This window comes from Enterobacter sp. MGH 4 (assembly GCF_000534735.1).
Classification (GTDB): domain Bacteria; phylum Pseudomonadota; class Gammaproteobacteria; order Enterobacterales; family Enterobacteriaceae; genus Enterobacter; species Enterobacter intestinihominis.
Genome location: NZ_KI973295.1, coordinates 324,312 through 345,706 on the forward strand (window position 1 = coordinate 324,312; position 21,395 = coordinate 345,706).

General features: G+C 52.8%; 19 protein-coding genes and 1 rRNA gene. 17 read left to right on the forward strand and 3 right to left on the reverse strand.

The annotated features are described in order from the left end of the window. Positions 1–109: 109 nt before the first annotated feature. Positions 110–2,050 (reverse strand): RNase E specificity factor CsrD, encoded by a 1,941-nt coding sequence (gene csrD, locus L350_RS04565; RefSeq protein ID WP_022649564.1) that lies wholly within the window; start codon positions 2,048–2,050, stop codon positions 110–112. Between the two features lie 183 nt (positions 2,051–2,233). On the opposite strand from csrD, the gene L350_RS04560 reads away from it, so the two are divergent. The 14 genes from L350_RS04560 (at position 2,234) to L350_RS04495 (ending at position 15,162) form a co-directional block, all read left to right on the forward strand. Further along, on the forward strand, positions 2,234–3,208 hold the full coding sequence (locus L350_RS04560) for an acrylyl-CoA reductase (NADPH) (protein WP_023298743.1): 975 nt from the start codon (positions 2,234–2,236) through the stop codon (positions 3,206–3,208). 77 nt (positions 3,209–3,285) lie between these two features. Next, positions 3,286–4,287 carry a protein-methionine-sulfoxide reductase catalytic subunit MsrP gene (msrP, locus tag L350_RS04555; RefSeq protein WP_032626457.1) on the forward strand — a complete coding sequence of 334 codons (1,002 nt, stop codon included), beginning with the start codon at positions 3,286–3,288 and terminating at the stop codon, positions 4,285–4,287. Then, a complete protein-coding gene (gene msrQ, locus L350_RS04550; protein WP_022649567.1) occupies positions 4,288–4,887 on the forward strand; it encodes a protein-methionine-sulfoxide reductase heme-binding subunit MsrQ in 600 nt (199 codons plus the stop codon). Between the two features lie 234 nt (positions 4,888–5,121). Next, a complete protein-coding gene (gene aroQ / locus L350_RS04545) occupies positions 5,122–5,574 on the forward strand; it encodes a type II 3-dehydroquinate dehydratase (protein WP_022649568.1) in 453 nt (150 codons plus the stop codon). Between the two features lie 21 nt (positions 5,575–5,595). Beyond that, on the forward strand, positions 5,596–6,057 hold the full coding sequence (gene accB / locus L350_RS04540; RefSeq protein WP_010436174.1) for an acetyl-CoA carboxylase biotin carboxyl carrier protein: 462 nt from the start codon (positions 5,596–5,598) through the stop codon (positions 6,055–6,057). Between the two features lie 10 nt (positions 6,058–6,067). Beyond that, complete coding sequence (accC, locus tag L350_RS04535; protein WP_003860388.1) at positions 6,068–7,417, forward strand: acetyl-CoA carboxylase biotin carboxylase subunit; 1,350 nt, start codon at positions 6,068–6,070, stop codon at positions 7,415–7,417. 108 nt (positions 7,418–7,525) lie between these two features. Continuing rightward, positions 7,526–7,768, forward strand: a complete 243-nt coding sequence (locus tag L350_RS04530) for a YhdT family protein (protein ID WP_032626459.1) — start codon at positions 7,526–7,528, stop codon at positions 7,766–7,768. Next, positions 7,758–9,209 (forward strand): sodium/pantothenate symporter, encoded by a 1,452-nt coding sequence (gene panF, locus L350_RS04525; RefSeq protein WP_022649570.1) that lies wholly within the window; start codon positions 7,758–7,760, stop codon positions 9,207–9,209. Before L350_RS04530 ends, panF begins: the two co-directional genes overlap by 11 nt. A gap of 11 nt (positions 9,210–9,220) precedes the next feature. Continuing rightward, positions 9,221–10,102: a 50S ribosomal protein L11 methyltransferase gene (gene prmA / locus L350_RS04520; RefSeq protein WP_022649571.1), complete on the forward strand. Its 882-nt coding sequence runs from the start codon at positions 9,221–9,223 to the stop codon at positions 10,100–10,102. A gap of 137 nt (positions 10,103–10,239) precedes the next feature. Beyond that, positions 10,240–10,980, forward strand: a complete 741-nt coding sequence (locus L350_RS04515; RefSeq protein WP_032626461.1) for a carbonic anhydrase — start codon at positions 10,240–10,242, stop codon at positions 10,978–10,980. Between the two features lie 329 nt (positions 10,981–11,309). Next, the gene (gene dusB, locus L350_RS04510; protein WP_006812176.1) at positions 11,310–12,275 is read left to right on the forward strand and encodes a tRNA dihydrouridine synthase DusB; all 966 of its coding nucleotides are present in this window, start codon (positions 11,310–11,312) and stop codon (positions 12,273–12,275) included. Between the two features lie 23 nt (positions 12,276–12,298). Beyond that, positions 12,299–12,595 carry a DNA-binding transcriptional regulator Fis gene (fis, locus tag L350_RS04505; RefSeq protein WP_000462905.1) on the forward strand — a complete coding sequence of 99 codons (297 nt, stop codon included), beginning with the start codon at positions 12,299–12,301 and terminating at the stop codon, positions 12,593–12,595. A 178-nt stretch (positions 12,596–12,773) separates the two neighbouring features. After that, a complete protein-coding gene (locus L350_RS04500; RefSeq protein WP_003860373.1) occupies positions 12,774–12,938 on the forward strand; it encodes a DUF2556 family protein in 165 nt (54 codons plus the stop codon). Positions 12,939–13,077: 139 nt separating this feature from the next. After that, positions 13,078–15,162: a putative bifunctional diguanylate cyclase/phosphodiesterase gene (locus tag L350_RS04495; protein WP_032626463.1), complete on the forward strand. Its 2,085-nt coding sequence runs from the start codon at positions 13,078–13,080 to the stop codon at positions 15,160–15,162. Here the strand turns inward: L350_RS04495 and envR are convergent. Next, the gene (gene envR / locus L350_RS04490; RefSeq protein ID WP_022649574.1) at positions 15,157–15,804 is read right to left on the reverse strand and encodes an acrEF/envCD operon transcriptional regulator; all 648 of its coding nucleotides are present in this window, start codon (positions 15,802–15,804) and stop codon (positions 15,157–15,159) included. The two genes, L350_RS04495 and envR, sit on opposite strands and share 6 nt — an antisense overlap. 396 nt (positions 15,805–16,200) lie before the next feature. Here envR and L350_RS04485 point away from each other — a divergent pair, with 396 nt between their 5' ends. From L350_RS04485 to L350_RS04475, 3 genes are all read left to right on the forward strand, one after another. Beyond that, positions 16,201–17,340: an efflux RND transporter periplasmic adaptor subunit gene (locus L350_RS04485; RefSeq protein WP_023298751.1), complete on the forward strand. Its 1,140-nt coding sequence runs from the start codon at positions 16,201–16,203 to the stop codon at positions 17,338–17,340. An 11-nt stretch (positions 17,341–17,351) separates the two neighbouring features. Then, positions 17,352–20,465, forward strand: coding sequence for an efflux RND transporter permease subunit (locus L350_RS04480; RefSeq protein WP_022649576.1), 3,114 nt, complete (start codon positions 17,352–17,354; stop codon positions 20,463–20,465). Between the two features lie 247 nt (positions 20,466–20,712). Then, positions 20,713–20,934: a lipoprotein gene (locus L350_RS04475; protein WP_003860364.1), complete on the forward strand. Its 222-nt coding sequence runs from the start codon at positions 20,713–20,715 to the stop codon at positions 20,932–20,934. Positions 20,935–21,280: 346 nt separating this feature from the next. On the opposite strand, the gene rrf is transcribed toward L350_RS04475, so the two are convergent. Continuing rightward, positions 21,281–21,395, reverse strand: a 5S ribosomal RNA gene (gene rrf / locus L350_RS04470).

Consider the following 21,395-nt stretch of genomic DNA (forward strand, 5'->3'; position numbering starts at 1 on the left):
TCCCTCACTTTCACTTGTAACCTATAAAAGGTCGTTCACTGGCTTTTATGCTCGTCTTACTCAAAGCTACAGGCGCGATATTCTACGTGAAAACAAAGTAAACGGCAGGTCAAACAGAGTATCTTTGCAAATATTTTTTCACATTGGTGTCAAGCGGCTGAGAGGCGGCAAAAAAATCCCCCTGACCGCCCGTCACGCCGCGCTCTGTCAACATCTGCCATTCACTGCGTGAACGTACGCCTGCGGCAAATACTTGCGTTTGCGTTCCTTTGCACGCCTCCACCAGGCTTTGTACCAGCAGCTGGTTTTCCGTGCGCTTTTCGATATTCCTTACCAGACCCGGATGCAGCTTCAATAATTCGACATCCAGCTCTTTGATCCAGCTGGTGCTGACCAGGGTAAGACCCGCCTGTGTTACCGCCACGCGAGCCCCAAGCGCATTGATTAAACGCACAACCGAGCGCAACCGGCTGATGTGTTGACCTACATCTGCCTCTGCAAGTTCAAAAATAATGCGTTTGCGTTGCGATTTTTCGCATTGCATTAACGTGTCACGTAACCAACGCTGAAAACGCGGACGGATCAGCGATTCGACGGTCACCTGTAAAGCCAGATTTTCTTCAGGCCAGTACGATAAAAACGGAATGAGGCGGGTGATTTGCTGGCGGTCATACTCTTCGGACAATCCGAATTGCAGCACCATCGGCAAATACTCTGCGGAGATAACCTCCTCGGTCCCGTCAAAAATACGGCACATCAGCTCACGATGATGGACATGACCATTTTTTATGACCGCCGGTTTTTGATAGATGCGCGGTCCACCCCGGCTCAGCATCTGTTCAATCAGGGTTCGCCAGCGTACGTTGCCGCGCCCTTTTTCCGGTAGCGTATCATCATAGACCGCCCAGCCGTTCGCCCCCTGCAATACGGCGTTGCGCGTGGCCGCTTCTGCATGTTCCATCACCTGCTCCGTCGACTGACCGCCGCGCCAGGCACAGATGCCCATATGCACCATGTCGTCGCGGTCGAGCATTTTGCTCTGGGGTAGCGCATCGACGGCTTTCAACAGCTGGCTGGCGATACTCTCGGACTCCTTTAAGGTGCGATGCGGCAGCAAGACGGCAAAGTCGCTGCGGTGGTAGCGTGCCAGTAACGCGCCGGGGTAGCGCATAATAAAGGTGGACAGCAGGTTAATCAGCGTGAAGAGGTTCTCTTCCGCCACGCGCTGGCCCCAGGTATCACGGAGCAGATCGAAGTCGGGCAGGCGAATCATCATTACCACGCCATGCGTCCCCACCTTTTCGGGATCATCAAGAAGCGTAGCCAGCTGATTATCAAAGAAGAGCCGGTTGTTAAGGCCCGTTTTGTTATCCTGCGCGGCGTAGGAGCGAATCAACGTGTCCATACGGCTACGCTGATCGCTGGCAAACTGGATTTCGGAGAGCAGCACGTCCAGGGCGCTACTGGTACGTGATGGCCATTCATAAACCGATCCCCGTACCTGCGGACCCCGCTCGCCATTCAGTATTCGCACCGAGCGTGTTTCCAGCAGTTCCTGTCCGGAAAGTTGACGACGCTGCCAGCGAACGGCGAGGAAAATCAGCAGGACGATCAAGGCAACGGCGATGGTTAAGGGCGCGGTGGTCATGAGCGAGCGTAAATAGTTGCTCATCGGATCCTGGTACATCAGATGGATTGTCATACCCGGATGTTTAAGTGAGCGTACCGTTATGTCCCGATACTGATCTACCGTGCCGGCAGGACGGTAGCTGCCCTGACGGGTATGGCTGAAAACGGTCTGCTTCCCCTGTTTAATGTCGATCTGCACGATATCCACAGGCACCATTAACTCATCCAGTTCACGCGAAAGTGCCGGGAAGGAGGTTGTAATCAGGCGAGTGTCGATAACCGATGCAACCGATTCTACCCGGTTAACCAGCTTATCCTGGATGGCATTATAAAAGCTCAGCGAGCAGCCGATTAGCGTGACAAATATGGTCAGTCCCGTCAGCAAGGTGATAAAAGCTGAGAACTTCGTCGTTAATCGCATCCTTGAGATTACTCCGTGGGTTGAAGGGGTCGCAAGTGAGCGCTAACTTGCATTTCAAATGCGGCATACTACCAAACCTGGTGTATCTGGCAATTTATTGCGTTAAATCGGCACTGCGTTTCATTGAGCGAGTATAGTCTTCAGTACATATTTTCCCATCATCAATCCTAGTGAGGACCCTGTATGCAGGCTTTGATCTTAGAACAGCAGGACGGCAAAACCGTTGCCTCGGTGCAAGCCATTGACGAGAGTCGCCTGCCGGAGGGCGACGTGACCGTAGATATCGACTGGTCAAGCCTGAACTATAAAGATGCACTGGCCATTACGGGAAAAGGTAAAATCATCCGAAATTTCCCAATGGTGCCAGGCATCGACTTGGCTGGCCGCGTGCATACCAGTGAAGATCCGCGTTTTCACGCCGGACAGCAGGTGCTGCTCACCGGCTGGGGCGTAGGTGAAAACCACTGGGGAGGACTGGCAGCGCAGGCGCGCGTAAAAGGTGACTGGCTGGTCCCGATGCCGAAAGGCCTGGACGGCCGTAAGGCGATGATCGTCGGCACGGCAGGTTTCACCGCCATGCTCTGCGTGATGGCGCTGGAAGAGGCCGGGATCCGTCCTGACTCTGGCGAAATTGTCGTGACCGGCGCCAGCGGTGGCGTGGGCAGCACGGCCGTCACGCTGCTGCACAAGCTGGGGTACCAGGTCGCCGCCGTCTCTGGCCGCGAAAGTACGCATGATTATCTACGTCAGTTGGGCGCAAGCCGTATTCTGAGCCGCGACGAATTCGCCGAGACCCGTCCGCTGGAAAAACAGGTCTGGGCTGGCGCTGTAGATACCGTCGGCGACAAAGTGCTGGCGAAGGTGCTGGCGCAAATGAATTACGGTGGCTGCGTGGCGGCCTGTGGTCTGGCGGGTGGTTTTGCCCTGCCGACGACGGTGATGCCATTTATTCTGCGTAACGTGCGTCTTCAGGGTGTCGATTCGGTCATGACCCCAGCCGAGCGGCGGGCTGAGGCCTGGGAACGTCTGGCGCGGGATCTGCCAGCCTCATTCTATGAGCAGAGCGCCACTGAGATTACCCTGAGCCAGGCGCCAGAGTACGCCAATAAAATCATGGACAACCAGTTCCACGGTCGTGCGCTGGTTAAAATCGCCTAATCTTCAAATTTTCGTGACATATTCGCGCTAACCCTCCTCCTCCGTCATGCTTAGAAAAACGCCTGACGGAGGATGCCATGAAAACCCGAAAACTGACGGAAGCCGACGTAACGTCCGAGTCTGTCTTTATGCTACAGCGTCGCCAGATCCTGAAAATGCTTGGCATCAGCGCCACTGCCCTGACGCTCACCCCTGCGGCCCACGCCGATCTGCTCGACTGGTTTAAGGGCAACGACCGCCCGAAAGCCCCCTCTGGCGCACCGCTTAACTTCACGAAACCGGCGCAGTGGCAGAATAAACTGACGTTGACGCCGGAAGATAAAGTCACCGGCTATAACAACTTCTATGAGTTTGGCCTCGATAAGGCCGATCCTGCCGCCAACGCCGGGAGCATGAAAACCGATCCCTGGACGCTGAAGATTGATGGCGAAGTGGCAAAGCCGCTGACGCTGGATCATCATGACCTCACCACCCGCTTCCCACTTGAAGAACGCATTTACCGTATGCGCTGTGTGGAAGCCTGGTCGATGGTGGTGCCGTGGGTAGGTTTCCCTTTGCATAAACTGCTGGCGCTGGTTGAGCCCACCAGCAACGCGAAGTATGTTTCCTTCCAGACGCGCTATGCCCCGGACGAGATGCCAGGCCAGAAGGATCGGTTTATCGGCGGCGGGCTGGAGTATCCCTACGTTGAAGGTTTACGTCTCGACGAAGCCATGCATCCGCTTACGCTGCTCACCGTCGGGGTTTACGGCAAAGCGCTGCCGCCGCAAAACGGGGCGCCCATTCGCCTGACCGTACCGTGGAAATACGGTTTCAAGGGCATCAAATCGATCGTCAGCATTAAGCTCACCCGTGAACGCCCACCCACCACCTGGAACCTCGCAGCGCCAGATGAGTATGGTTTTTTTGCCAACGTTAACCCGCACGTTGATCATCCACGCTGGTCGCAAGCGACGGAACGTTTTATCGGTTCCGGCGGCGCGCTGGATGTTAAACGCCAGCCAACGCTGCTGTTTAACGGCTATGCAGATGAGGTGGCATCCCTCTATCGTGGGCTGAATTTACGGGAGAACTTCTAAGTGCGTTTAACGGCAAAGCAGATAACCTGGCTGAAGGTACTCCTGCATTTAGCCGGATTGCTCCCCTTTATCTGGCTCTTTTGGGCAGCCAGCCAGGGACAGTTCAGTGCCGATCCGGCTAAAGATATTCAGCATTTTACGGGTCGGATGGCTCTGAAATTTTTGCTGGCGACCTTGCTCGTCTCACCGCTGGCGCGCTACGCTAAACAGCCATTGCTAATACGTACCCGTCGGCTTTTGGGGCTATGGTGTTTTGCCTGGGCGACGCTGCATCTCACCAGTTACGCCCTGCTGGAACTGGGCATTAACAACCTGGCACTCCTTGGCAGCGAACTGGTTACGCGTCCTTATCTGACGCTGGGTATCGTAAGCTGGCTGGTTTTGCTGGCGCTGACGCTGACATCCACGCAGTACGCGCAGCGAAAAATGGGACGGCGCTGGCAACTGCTGCACAACTTCGTCTATCTTGTCGCGATCCTCGCGCCCATCCATTACCTGTGGTCGGTGAAGATATTATCTCCTCAGCCGGTCATCTACGCCCTGCTGGCATTGGCCCTTTTAGCATGGCGTTACAAGAAGTTCCGCCAGTGGGTACGATAGTCCACGAAACTGTGCGTTTTCCCGCAGATTATTTATCAGCCGCGAATCTTTTTCGGATAGCGGTTGATAATCTTCCCTGATAAGACCAGTATTTAGCTGCCAAATGCTACGAAATCGTTATAATGTGCGACTTCGGTTTTCCGGACAGGGGTTTTTGGCCTCTGAAAGGGTGACAATTGCGTGTTGAGGGTATATGTTGTTTTTTACCCGAAAATCGCAGGAGATAGCGGCACAATGGCTGACAAATTCCAAATTTTAGTATTGAACGGACCGAACCTGAACATGCTCGGCACCCGTGAGCCAGAGAAGTACGGCACGCTGACATTGAGCGAAATTGTTAACCGTCTGGGTACGGAAGCAGCCTCGCTGAATGTGGATTTGGACCATTTTCAGTCAAACGCGGAGTACGCAATCATCGACCGTATTCATCAGGCTAAAGACACTGTGGACTATATCCTGATCAATCCGGCCGCGTTTACGCACACCAGTGTTGCTATACGCGACGCACTGCTCGCGGTGAGTATCCCGTTTATCGAGATCCATCTGAGTAACGTGCACGCCCGAGAGCCGTTCCGCCACCATTCCTACTTGTCAGATATCGCCGCTGGCGTGATATGTGGGCTGGGTGCAGACGGCTATTCATACGCTTTACAGACAGCGGTAAAACGCTTGTCACAATCACACTAAACAAGAGTACGGAACCCACTCATGGATATTCGTAAGATTAAAAAACTGATCGAGCTGGTTGAAGAATCAGGCATCTCCGAACTGGAAATTTCTGAAGGCGAAGAGTCTGTACGCATCAGCCGTGCAGCCCCAGCCGCTAGCTTCCCGGTAATGCAGCAAGCTTATGCTGCGCCAGTGCAGCAGCCTGCGCTCTCCGCAGCCGTTGCACCAGCAGCAGAAGCCGCACCTGCAGCAGCTGCAGAAATCAGTGGTCACATCGTACGTTCCCCAATGGTTGGTACTTTCTACCGCACCCCGAGCCCGGACGCGAAAGCGTTCATCGAAGTGGGTCAGAAAGTCAACGTAGGCGATACCCTGTGCATCGTTGAAGCCATGAAAATGATGAACCAGATCGAAGCAGACAAATCAGGTACTGTGAAAGCGATTCTGGTCGAAAGTGGTCAGCCGGTAGAATTTGACGAGCCGCTGGTCGTCATCGAGTAACGAGGCGAACATGCTGGATAAAATTGTTATCGCCAACCGTGGCGAGATTGCACTGCGTATTCTTCGTGCCTGTAAAGAACTGGGCATCAAGACCGTGGCCGTGCACTCAAGCGCGGATCGCGATTTAAAACACGTATTGCTGGCGGATGAGACGGTCTGTATCGGTCCGGCTCCGTCCGTAAAAAGCTATCTGAACATCCCGGCGATCATCAGCGCCGCCGAAATCACTGGCGCGGTCGCGATTCACCCGGGTTATGGTTTCCTCTCTGAGAACGCCAACTTTGCTGAGCAGGTTGAACGCTCTGGCTTTATCTTCATTGGCCCGAAAGCCGACACCATTCGCTTGATGGGTGACAAAGTGTCTGCCATCACCGCGATGAAAAAAGCCGGCGTGCCAACCGTACCGGGCTCTGACGGCCCGCTGACCGACGATATGGATGCTAACCGCGCCCATGCTAAACGCATTGGCTACCCGGTTATCATCAAGGCGTCTGGCGGCGGCGGCGGTCGCGGTATGCGCGTTGTACGCAGCGATGCTGAACTGGCGCAGTCCATCTCCATGACCAAAGCGGAAGCGAAAGCGGCTTTCAGCAATGACATGGTGTACATGGAAAAATACCTGGAAAACCCACGCCACATCGAAATTCAGGTGCTGGCTGACGGTCAGGGCAACGCGATCTATCTGGCTGAACGTGACTGCTCCATGCAGCGTCGTCACCAGAAAGTCGTCGAAGAAGCGCCAGCGCCGGGCATTACGCCGGAACTGCGTCGCTACATCGGTGAGCGTTGCGCCAAAGCGTGTGTCGATATCGGCTATCGCGGGGCGGGTACCTTTGAGTTCCTGTTCGAAAACGGCGAGTTCTACTTCATTGAGATGAACACCCGTATTCAGGTTGAACACCCGGTGACCGAAATGATCACCGGCGTTGACCTGATCAAAGAACAGCTGCGTATCGCAGCCGGTCAGCCGCTGTCCATCAAACAGGAAGAAGTTGTGGTTAAAGGCCATGCGGTAGAGTGCCGTATCAACGCCGAAGACCCGAACACCTTCCTGCCAAGCCCGGGTAAAATCACGCGTTTCCACGCGCCGGGTGGCTTTGGTGTGCGCTGGGAGTCCCATATTTACGCCGGTTACACCGTACCGCCGTATTATGACTCAATGATCGGTAAGCTGATCTGCTACGGCGAAAACCGTGACGTGGCCATTGCCCGCATGAAGAACGCCCTTCAGGAGCTGATCATCGACGGGATCAAAACCAACGTAGATCTCCAGATGCGCATCATGAGCGACGAGCACTTCCAGAATGGTGGTACTAACATCCACTACCTGGAGAAAAAACTCGGTCTGAACGAGAAGTAAGAGACCAGTGTTGCTAAAAGGCCGGATTATCCGGCCTTTTTTATTTCTGGGGATCGCAAAGCCCCATCATGTACAATCCCCGCTTTCTTCATCCACAAGGGACAAAAAATGGACAAACGTTTTGTTCAGGCCCATAAAGAAGCGCGCTGGGCGCTGTGGCTGACCCTTCTCTATCTCGCTGCATGGTTAGTAACTGCTTACTTACCTGGTTCAGCGATTGGCATTACCGGCCTCCCGCACTGGTTTGAAATGGCCTGCCTGCTGCTGCCGCTGGTGTTTATTGTGCTGTGCTGGGCGATGGTGAAATTCATCTATCGCGATATCTCCCTGGAGGACGATGATGCAGCTTGAAGTCATTCTGCCGCTTGTCGCTTACCTGTTCCTGGTGTTTGGCCTGTCGGTTTATGCGATGCGTAAACGTTCGACCGGCACCTTTCTGAACGAGTATTTCCTCGGGAGCCGCTCAATGGGTGGCGTCGTGCTGGCCATGACGCTGACCGCTACTTACATCAGCGCCAGCTCGTTTATCGGTGGCCCGGGCGCCGCTTATAAGTACGGACTGGGCTGGGTACTGCTGGCCATGATCCAGCTGCCTGCCATCTGGCTCTCTCTGGGCATACTGGGTAAAAAGTTTGCCATTCTGGCCCGTCGCTACAATGCCGTGACGCTGAACGATATGCTGTTTGCCCGCTATCAGAGTCGCTTGCTGGTATGGCTGGCAAGCCTGAGTCTGCTGGTGGCGTTTATTGGTGCGATGACGGTGCAGTTTATCGGCGGCGCACGTCTGCTGGAAACGGCAGCCGGGATCCCCTACGAGACGGGTCTGGTCATTTTCGGTGTGAGTATCGCGCTGTACACCGCGTTTGGCGGGTTCCGTGCCAGCGTTCTGAACGACACGATGCAGGGAATGGTGATGCTCATTGGCACTCTCGTTCTGCTGGTGGGTATCGTGCATGCCGCAGGGGGCCTGAGCCATGCGGTTGAAACCCTGGAAGCGATCGATCCGAAACTGGTCTCGCCGCAGGGGGCGGATGACATCCTCTCTCCAACCTTTATGACCTCGTTCTGGGTGCTGGTGTGCTTTGGCGTGATTGGCCTGCCGCATACCGCCGTGCGCTGCATCTCATATAAAGACAGCAAAGCGGTACACCGCGGGATTATTATCGGGACAATTGTGGTGGCAATCCTGATGTTTGGTATGCACCTGGCGGGCGCGCTGGGACGCGCGGTGATCCCTGACCTTACCGTACCGGATCTGGTCATTCCAACCCTGATGGTGAAAGTACTTCCGCCGTTTGCCGCCGGAATTTTCCTCGCCGCACCCATGGCGGCCATTATGTCGACCATCAACGCTCAGTTGCTGCAAAGTTCCGCTACGATCATTAAAGATCTCTATCTGAATTTGCGCCCTGAACAGGTCGAAAATGAGCGACGCCTCAAGCGCATGTCGGCGGTGATTACCCTGGTGCTGGGGGCGTTGCTGCTGCTGGCCGCGTGGCGTCCACCGGAGATGATCATCTGGTTGAACCTGCTCGCCTTTGGCGGGCTGGAAGCCGTTTTCCTGTGGCCGCTGGTGCTGGGGCTGTACTGGGAACGCGCGAATGCCGCGGGTGCATTAAGCGGCATGATTGTCGGGGGCGTCCTGTATGCCGTTCTCGCCACGTTGAAAATTCAGTATCTTGGCTTTCACCCGATCGTGCCTTCGTTACTGTTAAGTTTACTGGCGTTTGTGGTGGGTAACCGTTTTGGCCGTCCCGTTCCACCCGCCACCCTGATTTCTACTGATAAATAAAGAGTTTTGCCATGCCGTGGATCCAATTGAAACTGAACACAACCGGCGCGAACGCCGAAGAACTGAGTGATGCGCTGATGGAGGCCGGTTCGGTCTCTATCACGTTCCAGGACACGCATGACACGCCGGTCTTTGAGCCGCTACCAGGCGAAACGCGCCTGTGGGGTGATACGGACGTTATCGGCCTGTTCGATGCAGAAACCGACATGAAAGAGGTCGTGGCGATTCTGGAAAACCATCCGCTGCTGGGCGCGGGTTTCGCGCATAAAATCGAACAGCTGGAAGACAAAGACTGGGAACGCGAGTGGATGGACAACTTCCATCCGATGCAGTTTGGTCAGCGTCTGTGGATCTGCCCAAGCTGGCGCGACGTTCCCGATGAAAATGCGGTCAACGTAATGCTGGATCCGGGTCTGGCGTTCGGCACCGGTACCCACCCGACAACCTCCCTGTGCCTGCAATGGCTGGATGGCCTGGATCTGGAAGGCAAAACCGTGATCGACTTCGGTTGCGGATCCGGGATCCTCGCTATCGCGGCGCTGAAACTGGGCGCGGCAAAAGCCATCGGGATCGACATCGATCCGCAGGCGATTCAGGCCAGCCGTGATAACGCCGAGCGTAATGGCGTTTCCGATCGCCTTGAACTGTATCTGCCCGATGCACAGCCAGAGGCCATGAAAGCCGATGTGGTGGTCGCGAATATCCTGGCTGGCCCGTTACGCGAGCTGGCGCCGTTAATCAGCGTGCTGCCGGTTGAAGGCGGTCTGCTGGGCCTGTCCGGTATCCTTGCCAGCCAGGCAGACAGCGTCTGTGAAGCCTACGCCGATCTCTTTGCGCTCGACCCGGTTGTCGAGAAAGAAGAGTGGTGTCGCATCACCGGTCGTAAAAAATAAGCCTTTGGCGTGGTCGTCTGACCACGCCTTTTCCCTTCGGTTTTTTCTCCCCCCTTCATCCTTTCTTCGATAAAATAACCGCACAAATCATAATGTTAATCATTGATTTGGATAATAAAATTCACAGGAAGAATACGATGAAACACATTTCAGGCAAGGCAGCGCTGCTGGCGCTGAGCGTGATTTCGGCTTCAACTTACGCCTCACACTGGAGCTATCAAGGAGAAGGCGCACCGGCACACTGGGGCGAACTGGACGAGGCGTACAAGACGTGTAAAAGCGGGGTGTATCAGTCGCCGGTTAACATTGATAATACGGTCAAAGCTCACATCTCTCCGCTGGAAACGCACTATATCGACGGCCCGGTCACACTGACAAACAACGGCCATACTATCCAGGCGAGTGAAAATGCCGATACACGCGACAGCATCACGCTTGATAAACAGACCTGGACATTACAGCAGTTCCATTTCCATGCGCCTTCCGAAAACACGGTGCACGGTAAAAAATACGCAATGGAAATGCATCTGGTCCATAAAAACGCTGACGGCGAACTGACGGTCGTTGCCGTTATGTTCGATCAGGGCGCGGCAAACGCTGCACTGGATAAACTCTGGGGCGTGATGCCAGGACAGGTTGACCAGAACGTTACAATTAAGCCAACCCTCGATATGAATAAATTACTGCCTGCGGATAAAACCTACTGGCGTTTTAGCGGCTCCCTGACCACGCCACCGTGCTCAGAAGGGGTGACATGGTTGGTGCTCAAGCATCCGCTGACCGTCTCTGCTGAACAGCTGCAAAAATTCACTCACACTATGCACCACGAAAACAGCCGCCCGGTTCAGCCGCTTCATGGACGTCTGGTTGTTGAATAAGCCGATTTTTTGCGCTGATATCCTGTGCTGAAATGCGACGCAGATCGCAAAGAAGCGCCATAATCTGCTGCATATCGCAGCAGATTATCCCGGCCAATTGATTCATTTATTCAGAAATGATGAGAAGTTACGGGAAATTGTAAGCGCCCACAAAATGTTCATTTCTTCATAACACAATGATTTAAATAGCGAATAATCTTATCCGAAAAGAATGACTGGCGATTCCTTGATCTACAACAGAGGATTGTTCAAAGTTTGGCCTTTCATCTCGTGCAAAAAATGCGTAATATACGCCGCCTTGCAGTCACAGTATGGTCATTTCTTAACTCATGCGCATCGGACACCACCAGCTTAGAAATCGCCTGATCGCAGCCCCAATGGCAGGTATTACCGACCGGCCGTTCAGGACGCTGTGCTACGAGATGGGAGCAGGATTAACCGTTTCCGAGATGATGTCGTCTAACCCGCAGGTTTGGGAAAGCGACAAGTCCCGCCTTCGGATGGTGCACGTGGATGAGCCAGGTATCCGCACCGTGCAAATTGCCGGAAGCGTGCCTGAAGAGATGGCAGATGCCGCGCGTATTAACGTGGAAAGTGGCGCCCAGATTATTGATATCAATATGGGTTGCCCGGCCAAAAAGGTGAATCGCAAGCTTGCAGGTTCAGCCCTTCTGCAATACCCCGACCAGGTGAAGTCAATCCTGACGGCGGTTGTCAGCGCAGTGGACGTTCCTGTTACGTTGAAGATTCGCACGGGTTGGTCGCCGGAACACCGTAACTGTGTAGAGATTGCCCAACTGGCCGAAGACTGTGGCATTCAGGCCCTGACCATTCATGGACGCACTCGCGCCTGTTTGTTCAACGGTGAAGCTGAATACGACAGCATTCGGGCAGTTAAGCAGAAAGTTTCCATTCCGATTATCGCGAATGGCGACATAACTGACCCGCTTAAAGCCAGAGCTGTGCTCGACTATACGGGAGCTGATGCTCTGATGATAGGACGTGCCGCTCAGGGAAGACCCTGGATCTTTCGGGAAATCCAGCATTATCTGGACACTGGGGAGCTGCTTGCCCCGCTGCCTCTGGCAGAGGTTAAGCGCTTGCTTTGTTCGCATGTTCGGGAACTGCATGACCACTACGGCCAGGCAAAAGGGTACCGAATTGCGCGTAAACACGTATCCTGGTATCTCCAGGAGCACGCTCCAAATGACCAGTTTCGGCGCACATTCAACGCCATTGAGGATGCCAGCGAACAGCTGGAGGCGTTGGAGGCATACTTCGAAAATCTTGCGTAATGAAATAAAGAGCTGACAGAACTATGTTCGAACAACGCGTAAATTCTGACGTACTGACCGTTTCTACCGTTAACTCTCAGGATCAGGTGACTCAAAAGCCCCTGCGTGACTCGGTTAAACAGGCACTGAAGAACTATTTTGCTCAACTGAACGGTCAGGATGTTAATGACCTGTATGAGCTGGTACTGGCTGAAGTTGAACAGCCACTGTTGGACATGGTGATGCAATACACCCGTGGTAATCAAACCCGCGCAGCCCTGATGATGGGCATCAACCGTGGTACCCTGCGTAAGAAATTGAAAAAATACGGCATGAACTAATTTCGATTAACTAACTGCTTGTTTAAAAAGGCGCTCTTCGGCATGGGGAAGCGCCTTTTTTATTGCCCGGATGAGCGACCGTCAACGCTTTGTAAACCTTCTCCTTCCCCACTTTTCAACGCCCGCTTTTCGTGTATATTTCCACCACCTTACAGGCTCTCTTTTCGCGGAATGACACATGATTCGTAAATACTGGTGGCTGGTCGTTTTTGCTGTCTCTGTTTTCATTTTCGATGCGCTGCTGATGCAGTGGATTGAACTGATGAGCACCGAAACCGATAAATGTCGCAATATGAATTCCGTGAACCCGCTAAAACTGGTCAACTGCTCAGAGCTGGACTAGCCTCTTCCATCCTGTACCCCTCTGTTATCACCCAATAAAAACAGGGACTTAAATCACTTTTCGTCATTTCCTGACGATGATAATGTCTGTGCCCTTTCCAACCGCTCTTGCTTAACGTCTCACAACGAGTGAACAGACCATGCTGGTTAGCCAATACAACCAAATCCTCGTCGTCATCTCCTTTATTGTCGCCATTCTTGCCGCCTATACCGCGCTGAATATGGCTGCGCGCGTTGCCGGAAGCCAGGGCGTCGCTGCACGCGTCTGGCTGGCAGGTGGCGGTGTTTCGATGGGGATTGGCGTGTGGGCGATGCATTTCATCGGTATGCTGGCGATGGATCTTTCCATGAGCATGAGTTACAACGCGACCCTGACCGTGCTTTCGATGATTATCGCCATCAGCTCGTCAATGTTCGCCCTGTGGCTCGTTAGCGGCGAGCAGCTACATTTGCGCCGACTGCTGCCTGGCGCCGTCGTGATGGGTACAGGCATAGTTGCCATGCACTACACCGGTATGGCTGCCCTGGAGGTCACACCGGGTATTGTCTGGGATAAAACGTGGATGGCTATCTCTGTGGGCATAGCCCTTGCCGCTTCACTGGCCGCTCTTTGGCTGACGTTCCGTTTACGTCAGGAAGCTGCACGAATGGCGTTGATGCGTCTGGGGGCGGCGATCACCATGGGCATCGCTATCGCTGGCATGCATTACGCCGGCATGGAAGCAGCACAATTTCCAATGTCGACGATGGTCCACCATCATGGCATTAACGGGAGCTGGCTGGCGATACTGGTTAGCGTGGTCGCGCTCGCTATTCTGGGGATTACGCTGCTGGTATCGATGTTCGATGCCCGCCTTCAGGCTCGTACCTCGCTGCTGGCCTCATCACTGGCAGAAGCTAACCGTGAACTCGCTCAGTTGGCGTTGCATGATACGCTGACGCGCTTACCCAATCGTATTCTGCTTGAGGATCGCCTCGATCAGGCCATCAGCAAGGCCGATCGCGAAGGAAGCCCTTTCGCGCTGATGTTTATGGATCTTGATGGCTTTAAAACCGTCAACGATGCCTATGGTCATGATGTCGGTGACAAGCTTCTGGTTGCGGTGACTCAGCGTTTGCTGTTGCAGTTGAAAGGTCAGTACACGCTGGCGCGTATCGGTGGGGATGAATTCGTCCTGCTGGCCGAAACCACTACCCCGGATGATGCTGCCTCACTGGCAAATTCACTGGTACGCGTCATTGATAGCCCGTTCCATCTCGATCCTTACGAACTGATGGTCACCCTGAGCATTGGCATTGCGCTCTATCCACACGATGGCAAAACCGATCGTGAACTGATGTTTAACGCTGATGCTGCGATGTACCACACGAAACATATGGGTCGTAACGGTTATCACTTCTTTCAGCCGTCAATGAATACGCTGGCGCAGACGCATCTTCAGCTGATGAATGATCTGTGGCAGGCCATCGACCGTAATGAGTTACGTCTGCTTTATCAACCTAAATTCCACGCCCCTGCCGGGCCGGTCATCGGATTCGAAGCGCTGTTACGCTGGCAGCATCCCAAACAGGGATTACTGCCCCCCGACCTGTTTCTACCGCTTGCAGAGAAAACCGGGCTGATTATTCCAATTGGAAACTGGGTAATCGACGAGGCCTGCCGCCAGCTGCGAGAATGGCACCTTCAGGGCCACACGGACTGGTCAATGGCGGTGAATCTTTCTACGTTGCAGTTCGAACAGCCGTCGCTGGTTAAAACGGTTCTCGATTGTCTGACGCGCCATAGCGTACCGCCCGGCATGTTGATCCTGGAGGTGACCGAAACCACGGCGATGAGCAATCCGGACGAAAGCGTTCGTGTCCTGACAGCGCTGACGGATGCGGGCGTAAAAGCCTCGATAGACGATTTTGGTACAGGTTATTCAAGCCTTCTTTATCTTAAGCGACTCCCTGCCTGCGAGTTGAAAATCGATCGTGCTTTTGTAAAAGAGTTAAGTGGAGAGAGTGAAGATGCGACGATCGTCTCGGCGATTATTGCCCTGGCAAAAACGCTGAATCTGAAGGTCGTGGCAGAAGGGGTCGAAACCGCAGCGCAGCAGACCTTTCTGACAGAACTGGGATGCAATACGCTACAGGGTTATCTGCTGGGCAAACCGATTACCGCGCAGGCTATTATGGAACAGTGCCAGCACGGGGAGATGTCACCATCCCGTATGCAATCATGAGGCTGTATCGTAGAACACTGGCGCCACTCGAGTGATATTTAGTGTCGCAAGAATATTATCCACCAGCGCCGGCGCCTGTTTGTACAGATTAAAACTGTTGCTATCCATTAACCAGTTTTTAATGACTCCGCTAAAAAATGCGTGGAAAACAATCAGCGCCAGTTCAATATTAGTTTGGGAAGAAATAATGCTACGCGCAACGCATTGTCTCAACGTCCTGCGAAGATAAGTATCGTTTAAACCGATCCGCTTGCGTATTTCACATTCTGAAATCACATCGTCATGAAATTCACACTTATGATACAGAATTTGTAAAAGAGCATACTGACGTGGCTCGCTCGCAATATATTGCAGCGCGACAATAAACTGTTCACGAAGCATTAACAAAGGGTCATCTTTTTCAGAAAGTATTAACCTGTCACGAATCATTTCACGCAGCGGCAATTGCTGTTCCCAGATGGCGTTAAATATTTCCGCTTTACTCGAAAAATGCCAGTAAACCGCCCCGCGAGTAAGTTGAGCAGCATCGGCGATGTCGGTAAGCGTGGTATTAGCCACGCCACGTGTCGCGAATAGCCCGATAGCGGCTTCAATCAGCTGCTGCCGGGTCTTTTGAGCCTCTTCTTTCTTTTTACGCGCCATAGCCTGCTACTCATTACTTATACGGTTGATACGACATCAAACGTTATTAAAGGGTCGTGTAAGTCAAAGTATTCACCATAACCCGTTTTAGTTTTGCACAAAAAAAGTCAATTCATTTAATTTATAATTCATACGAATAAATTGAGCGAATCAAATTCATTAAATAAATAGTTTGTATTTACTCATAAGTATTCCGTTGATTATCCTGACAGAAGCCGGATTTCGAATACACTGGTTCAGAATCTGATTTTGCTTTTTATTGCCTCCATCAGCACTTATAAATTAAAAAACCTTGAATACCCTCATTATTATACGCAGCTACATTTCTTTTTTTGCCTCACACCCTTTCACCGACTTATGGCATATATCGGTTCAAGGGTAGTTTAAGGAACAGTAATGACGAATCACTTCAGACGCTTACCCTTATCCGGTTTCATTGTCTGTGCTGCACTGCTCGCCGGGTGCGATGGGCAAGAAAACCCACAGCAGCATGGGCAAGCTCCTCAGGTCAGTGTTCATATTGTCAAAAGCGCGCCACTGGCCGTAACGACGGAATTGCCAGGCAGAACTGACGCTTATCGTGTAGCGGAGGTTCGTCCCCAGGTAAGTGGTATCATTCTGCACCGTAATTTTACCGAAGGCAGCGACGTCAAAGCGGGTGAATCACTTTATCAGATCGATCCGGCCACCTATCAGGCAGCCTACGACAATGCGAAAGGTGAACTGGTAAAAGCGCAGGCTGCGGCAAACATAGCCCATCTGACGGTAAAACGTTACCTTCCGCTGGTCGGTACGCAATATGTGAGCAAGCAGGAGTATGATCAGGCGGTGGCAACCGCCCAGCAGGCGGATGCAAGCGTCGTTGCCGCGAAAGCTGGCGTTGAAAGCGCGCGGATCAATCTTGCTTATACGAAAGTCACATCGCCAATCAACGGGCGCATTGGCAAATCCAGCGTCACTGAAGGGGCGTTAGTCACTAATGGTCAGTCAACCGCACTGGCGACAGTTCAGCAGCTCGATCCCATTTATGTCGATGTAACGCAATCCAGCAGCGATTTTATGCGTCTGAAGCAGCAGACGAGCCTGCAAAAGGGAGACACCAGCAGCGTTGAGTTGCTGATGGAAAATGGCCAGCCTTATCCTCTGAAAGGAACGCTCCAGTTCTCTGATGTCACGGTAGATGAAAGTACCGGCTCAATCACCCTTCGCGCTCTCTTCCCTAACCCTCAGCATATGCTGTTACCGGGTATGTTTGTCCGTGCACGCATTGACGAAGGCACACAGCCTGATGCCATCCTTGTTCCCCAGCAGGGGGTAACCCGTACACCTCGCGGTGATGCAACCGTGCTTGTGGTAAACGATAAAAACCAGGTGGAATCTCGCACTGTCGTTGCACCGCAGGCGATTGGCGATCGGTGGTTGATCACGGAAGGTCTGAAAAATGGCGACCGCGTCATTATCAGCGGCCTGCAAAAAGTTCGCCCTGGCGTCACCGTCGTGGCTATTCCTGATACCGCCGCGACTCCAGCCAGTTAAGGGATAACGAGATGGCTAATTTCTTTATTCAACGACCTGTTTTCGCCTGGGTGCTCTCCATCATTCTGATGATTGCGGGAGGGCTGGCCATTTTAAAACTGCCGGTGGCGCAATATCCAACCATTGCGCCGCCAGCAGTTGCGGTGACAGCGACCTACCCTGGCGCTGATGCCCAGACGGTCCAGGATACCGTGACGCAGGTTATCGAACAGAACATGAACGGAATCGACAATCTGATGTACATGTCGTCCACCAGTGATTCTGCCGGTAACGTCACCATCACCCTGACGTTCGAGTCGGGTACGGATCCTGATATCGCGCAGGTGCAGGTTCAGAACAAACTCCAGCTCGCTATGCCGCTGCTACCGCAAGAAGTACAGCAACAGGGGATCGGCGTGGAAAAATCCAGCAGCAGCTTCCTGCTGGTCGCGGGATTTGTGTCGGATAATAAAAACCTCACTCAGGATGATATCTCCGACTATGTCGCTTCTAACGTAAAAGATGCGATCAGCCGTACTTCCGGCGTCGGTGATGTGCAGCTGTTCGGTGCGCAGTATGCAATGCGCATCTGGCTGGACAGCAACGCGATGAATAAATATCAGCTCACGCCGTTGGATGTCATTAACCAACTGAAAACGCAGAACGACCAGATTGCTGCGGGCCAGTTGGGAGGTACGCCGTCCGTACCAGGGCAGCAACTGAACGCCTCAATTATTGCTCAAACGCGCCTGAAATCGCCGGAGGAGTTTGGCCGTGTGACGCTGAAGGTGAACCAGGACGGTTCAATGGTCCACCTGAAAGATGTGGCCCGCATTGAGCTGGGTGGCGAAAACTACAACATGGTCACCAAAATCAATGGCCAGGCAGCAACGGGGCTCGGGATCAAGCTGGCGACTGGCGCAAACGCGCTGGATACCGCTGCCGCCATTAAGAGTAAACTGGCGCAGTTGCAGCCCTTCTTCCCTCAGGGCCTGAAAGTCGTTTATCCGTACGACACCACACCTTTCGTGAAGATCTCAATCCATGAAGTGGTGAAGACGCTGTTTGAAGCGATCGTTCTCGTGTTCCTGGTGATGTACTTGTTCCTGCAAAACCTGCGGGCGACCCTTATTCCGACTATTGCCGTGCCCGTGGTGCTACTGGGTACCTTTGCAGTACTGGCTGCGTTTGGTTTCTCCATTAACACCCTGACGATGTTCGGGATGGTATTGGCGATAGGTTTGCTCGTCGATGATGCCATCGTGGTGGTTGAGAACGTAGAACGCGTCATGGTTGAGGACAAGCTGCCGCCAAAAGAGGCGACCCAGAAGTCGATGGAGCAAATCCAGGGCGCTCTGGTGGGCATTGCCATGGTGCTTTCAGCGGTGTTTATTCCGATGGCATTTTTTGGAGGTTCAACCGGGGCTATCTATCGCCAGTTCTCGCTGACCATTGTCTCCGCGATGGCCTTATCGGTGCTGGTGGCGTTGATATTAACGCCTGCTTTATGTGCAACGCTGCTCAAACCGGTTTCCAGCGACCATCATGAAAAGAAAGGTGGATTCTTCGGCTGGTTTAACGCGCTTTTTGATAAGAGCGTGGAGCACTACAGCAACAGCGTGAGCGGCATTTTACGTAAGACCGGACGCTATCTGCTGGTTTACGTCATCATCGTCGGCGGCATGGCAGTACTGTTCCTGCGCCTGCCTTCCTCCTTCCTGCCGGAAGAGGATCAGGGGGTGTTTATGACGATGGTTCAGCTGCCGGCAGGGGCGACGCAGATGCGTACCCAGCAGGTACTCGATCAGGTTCAGGACTATTATCTGACGAAAGAGAAAGCGAACGTTGAATCGGTCTTTACCGTAAACGGATTTAGCTTTAGCGGGCAGGGGCAGAACTCCGGTATCGCTTTCGTCAGCCTGAAGCCATGGGAAGAACGCCCGGGCAAGGAAAACGGCGTTGAGGCGATTGTCAGCCGCGCAACGAAAGCGTTTAGCCAGATCAAAGATGGTCTTGTATTTCCGTTTAACCTCCCTGCCATTATTGAACTGGGTACCGCAACAGGCTTTGACTTTGAACTGATTGACCAGGCAAACCTGGGACATACGCAGCTCACGCAGGCACGTAACCAACTGCTTGGCATGGTAAGGGAACATCCTGACTTACTGGTCCGCGTGCGTCCTAACGGACTGGAAGATACGCCACAGTACAAACTGGATGTCGACCAGGAGAAGGCCCAGGCGCTGGGTGTGAGCATATCTGATGTCAATCAGACCATCTCAACAGCATTGGGTGGCACTTATGTGAACGACTTTATCGATCATGGACGCGTGAAAAAAGTTTATGTCCAGGCTGATGCTCGCTTCCGTATGTTACCAGGAGATATTAACGACCTGTATGTGCGTAGTGCTAACGGCGAAATGGTGCCTTTCTCTGCCTTTAGTAGCTCTCACTGGGTGTACGGCTCACCTCGTCTGGAACGTTACAATGGGATGCCATCAATGGAGATCCTCGGTGAGTCTGCGCCAGGCAAAAGTACCGGTGAGGCAATGGAGATGATGGAAAGCCTTGCGTCGAAACTGCCTTCCGGAATTGGCTACGACTGGACGGGGATGTCTTATCAGGAACGTCTTTCCGGAAATCAGGCTCCAGCACTGTATGCCATTTCACTGATTGTGGTGTTCCTGTGTCTGGCGGCTCTCTATGAAAGCTGGTCAATTCCATTCTCGGTCATGCTGGTTGTGCCCCTGGGGGTGATCGGCGCGCTTCTGGCTGCATCAATACGTGGGTTGAACAATGACGTTTACTTCCAGGTTGGTCTGCTTACGACAATTGGTTTATCAGCCAAAAACGCCATACTGATCGTTGAGTTCGCCAAGGATCTTATGGATAAAGAAGGCAAAGGGATTATTGAAGCCACGCTGGAAGCCTCACGTATGCGTCTGCGCCCTATCCTGATGACCTCCCTGGCATTTATTCTTGGTGTTATGCCTCTGGTCATCAGTAGTGGCGCAGGTAGTGGGGCACAAAACGCTGTCGGGACGGGCGTGATGGGCGGGATGCTGTCAGCCACTCTGCTGGCTATTTTCTTTGTTCCTGTTTTCTTCGTTGTTGTCCGGAGACGGTTTACAAAGCATAAGGATTAATGAAAATCATAAAGGCACCTCTGGTGCCTTTTTAATTTCCTGTCAGCATTCTAATAAAAAGACATCTCTTCACATTTCCTCCATAAATAATCAACGCCCCTCTTTTTTCTCCATGATTTTTACAATCCACACAATTTGAGATTATTCCCCGTGCTGTATGGTATTAGTGCGGTGGTAAAATAATCATCAATTCGTAAATTGCCGCATCGGCTCTTAAGCGAATAAGCGATCATATTGAGGTAACATCATGAAAAGATTCCTTTCCGTTGCACTTCTCGCTGCGCTGCTTGCTGGTTGCGCGCACGACTCTCCCTGTGTACCGGTATACGACGATCAGGGGCGACTGGTTCACACCAATACCTGTATGAAGGGGACTACCCAGGATAACTGGGAAACAGCAGGTGCGATTGCCGGTGGCGCCGCAGCAATAGCTGGCCTGACTCTCGGTATTGTCGCCCTGACTAAATAATACTTTTAAAAGCGCGGCCATCGCCGCGCTTTTATTTTATCTAATCAAAGGGATGTATATTTCCCCTCTCAGATATCATCAGATAATTTTTAGATTCAGTATCCTGTTTTTTTATAGCCCTATTTCCTTACCTATACAACCTCAGTCTGAATCACTGAATTGATTTAACGCTGCTGCGAGTAAGCATTATGCATTCCGTGAATTCATTTATAGCTGGGTTAAGACGCTTTAATACGTCAGTAAGGTATTAACGGCACTCGTTGGAATATCTGATAAGGAAATTGGTTTAGCTGAGGGCATAACGCAAAAAGGCCATCCTTTCGGATGGCCTTTTTGCTTGTTTGATGTCTGGCAGTTCCCTACTCTCACATGGGGAGACCCCACACTACCATCGGCGCTACGGCGTTTCACTTCTGAGTTCGGCATGGGGTCAGGTGGGACCACCGCGCTAAAGCCGCCAG

What these genes read in the sequence shown, in the direction of transcription:
- fis (WP_000462905.1), top strand. Translation starts at nt 12,299, where the DNA reads ATGTTCGAACAACGCGTAAATTCTGACGTACTGACCGTTTCTACCGTT.
- dusB (WP_006812176.1), top strand. Translation starts at nt 11,310, where the DNA reads ATGCGCATCGGACACCACCAGCTTAGAAATCGCCTGATCGCAGCCCCA.
- envR (WP_022649574.1), bottom strand. Translation starts at nt 15,804, where the DNA reads ATGGCGCGTAAAAAGAAAGAAGAGGCTCAAAAGACCCGGCAGCAGCTG.
- L350_RS04480 (WP_022649576.1), top strand. Translation starts at nt 17,352, where the DNA reads ATGGCTAATTTCTTTATTCAACGACCTGTTTTCGCCTGGGTGCTCTCC.
- L350_RS04530 (WP_032626459.1), top strand. Translation starts at nt 7,526, where the DNA reads ATGGACAAACGTTTTGTTCAGGCCCATAAAGAAGCGCGCTGGGCGCTG.
- L350_RS04475 (WP_003860364.1), top strand. Translation starts at nt 20,713, where the DNA reads ATGAAAAGATTCCTTTCCGTTGCACTTCTCGCTGCGCTGCTTGCTGGT.
- csrD (WP_022649564.1), bottom strand. Translation starts at nt 2,050, where the DNA reads ATGCGATTAACGACGAAGTTCTCAGCTTTTATCACCTTGCTGACGGGA.
- msrP (WP_032626457.1), top strand. Translation starts at nt 3,286, where the DNA reads ATGAAAACCCGAAAACTGACGGAAGCCGACGTAACGTCCGAGTCTGTC.
- accC (WP_003860388.1), top strand. Translation starts at nt 6,068, where the DNA reads ATGCTGGATAAAATTGTTATCGCCAACCGTGGCGAGATTGCACTGCGT.
- L350_RS04560 (WP_023298743.1), top strand. Translation starts at nt 2,234, where the DNA reads ATGCAGGCTTTGATCTTAGAACAGCAGGACGGCAAAACCGTTGCCTCG.
- L350_RS04485 (WP_023298751.1), top strand. Translation starts at nt 16,201, where the DNA reads ATGACGAATCACTTCAGACGCTTACCCTTATCCGGTTTCATTGTCTGT.
- accB (WP_010436174.1), top strand. Translation starts at nt 5,596, where the DNA reads ATGGATATTCGTAAGATTAAAAAACTGATCGAGCTGGTTGAAGAATCA.
- prmA (WP_022649571.1), top strand. Translation starts at nt 9,221, where the DNA reads ATGCCGTGGATCCAATTGAAACTGAACACAACCGGCGCGAACGCCGAA.
- L350_RS04500 (WP_003860373.1), top strand. Translation starts at nt 12,774, where the DNA reads ATGATTCGTAAATACTGGTGGCTGGTCGTTTTTGCTGTCTCTGTTTTC.
- L350_RS04515 (WP_032626461.1), top strand. Translation starts at nt 10,240, where the DNA reads ATGAAACACATTTCAGGCAAGGCAGCGCTGCTGGCGCTGAGCGTGATT.
- L350_RS04495 (WP_032626463.1), top strand. Translation starts at nt 13,078, where the DNA reads ATGCTGGTTAGCCAATACAACCAAATCCTCGTCGTCATCTCCTTTATT.
- aroQ (WP_022649568.1), top strand. Translation starts at nt 5,122, where the DNA reads ATGGCTGACAAATTCCAAATTTTAGTATTGAACGGACCGAACCTGAAC.
- panF (WP_022649570.1), top strand. Translation starts at nt 7,758, where the DNA reads ATGCAGCTTGAAGTCATTCTGCCGCTTGTCGCTTACCTGTTCCTGGTG.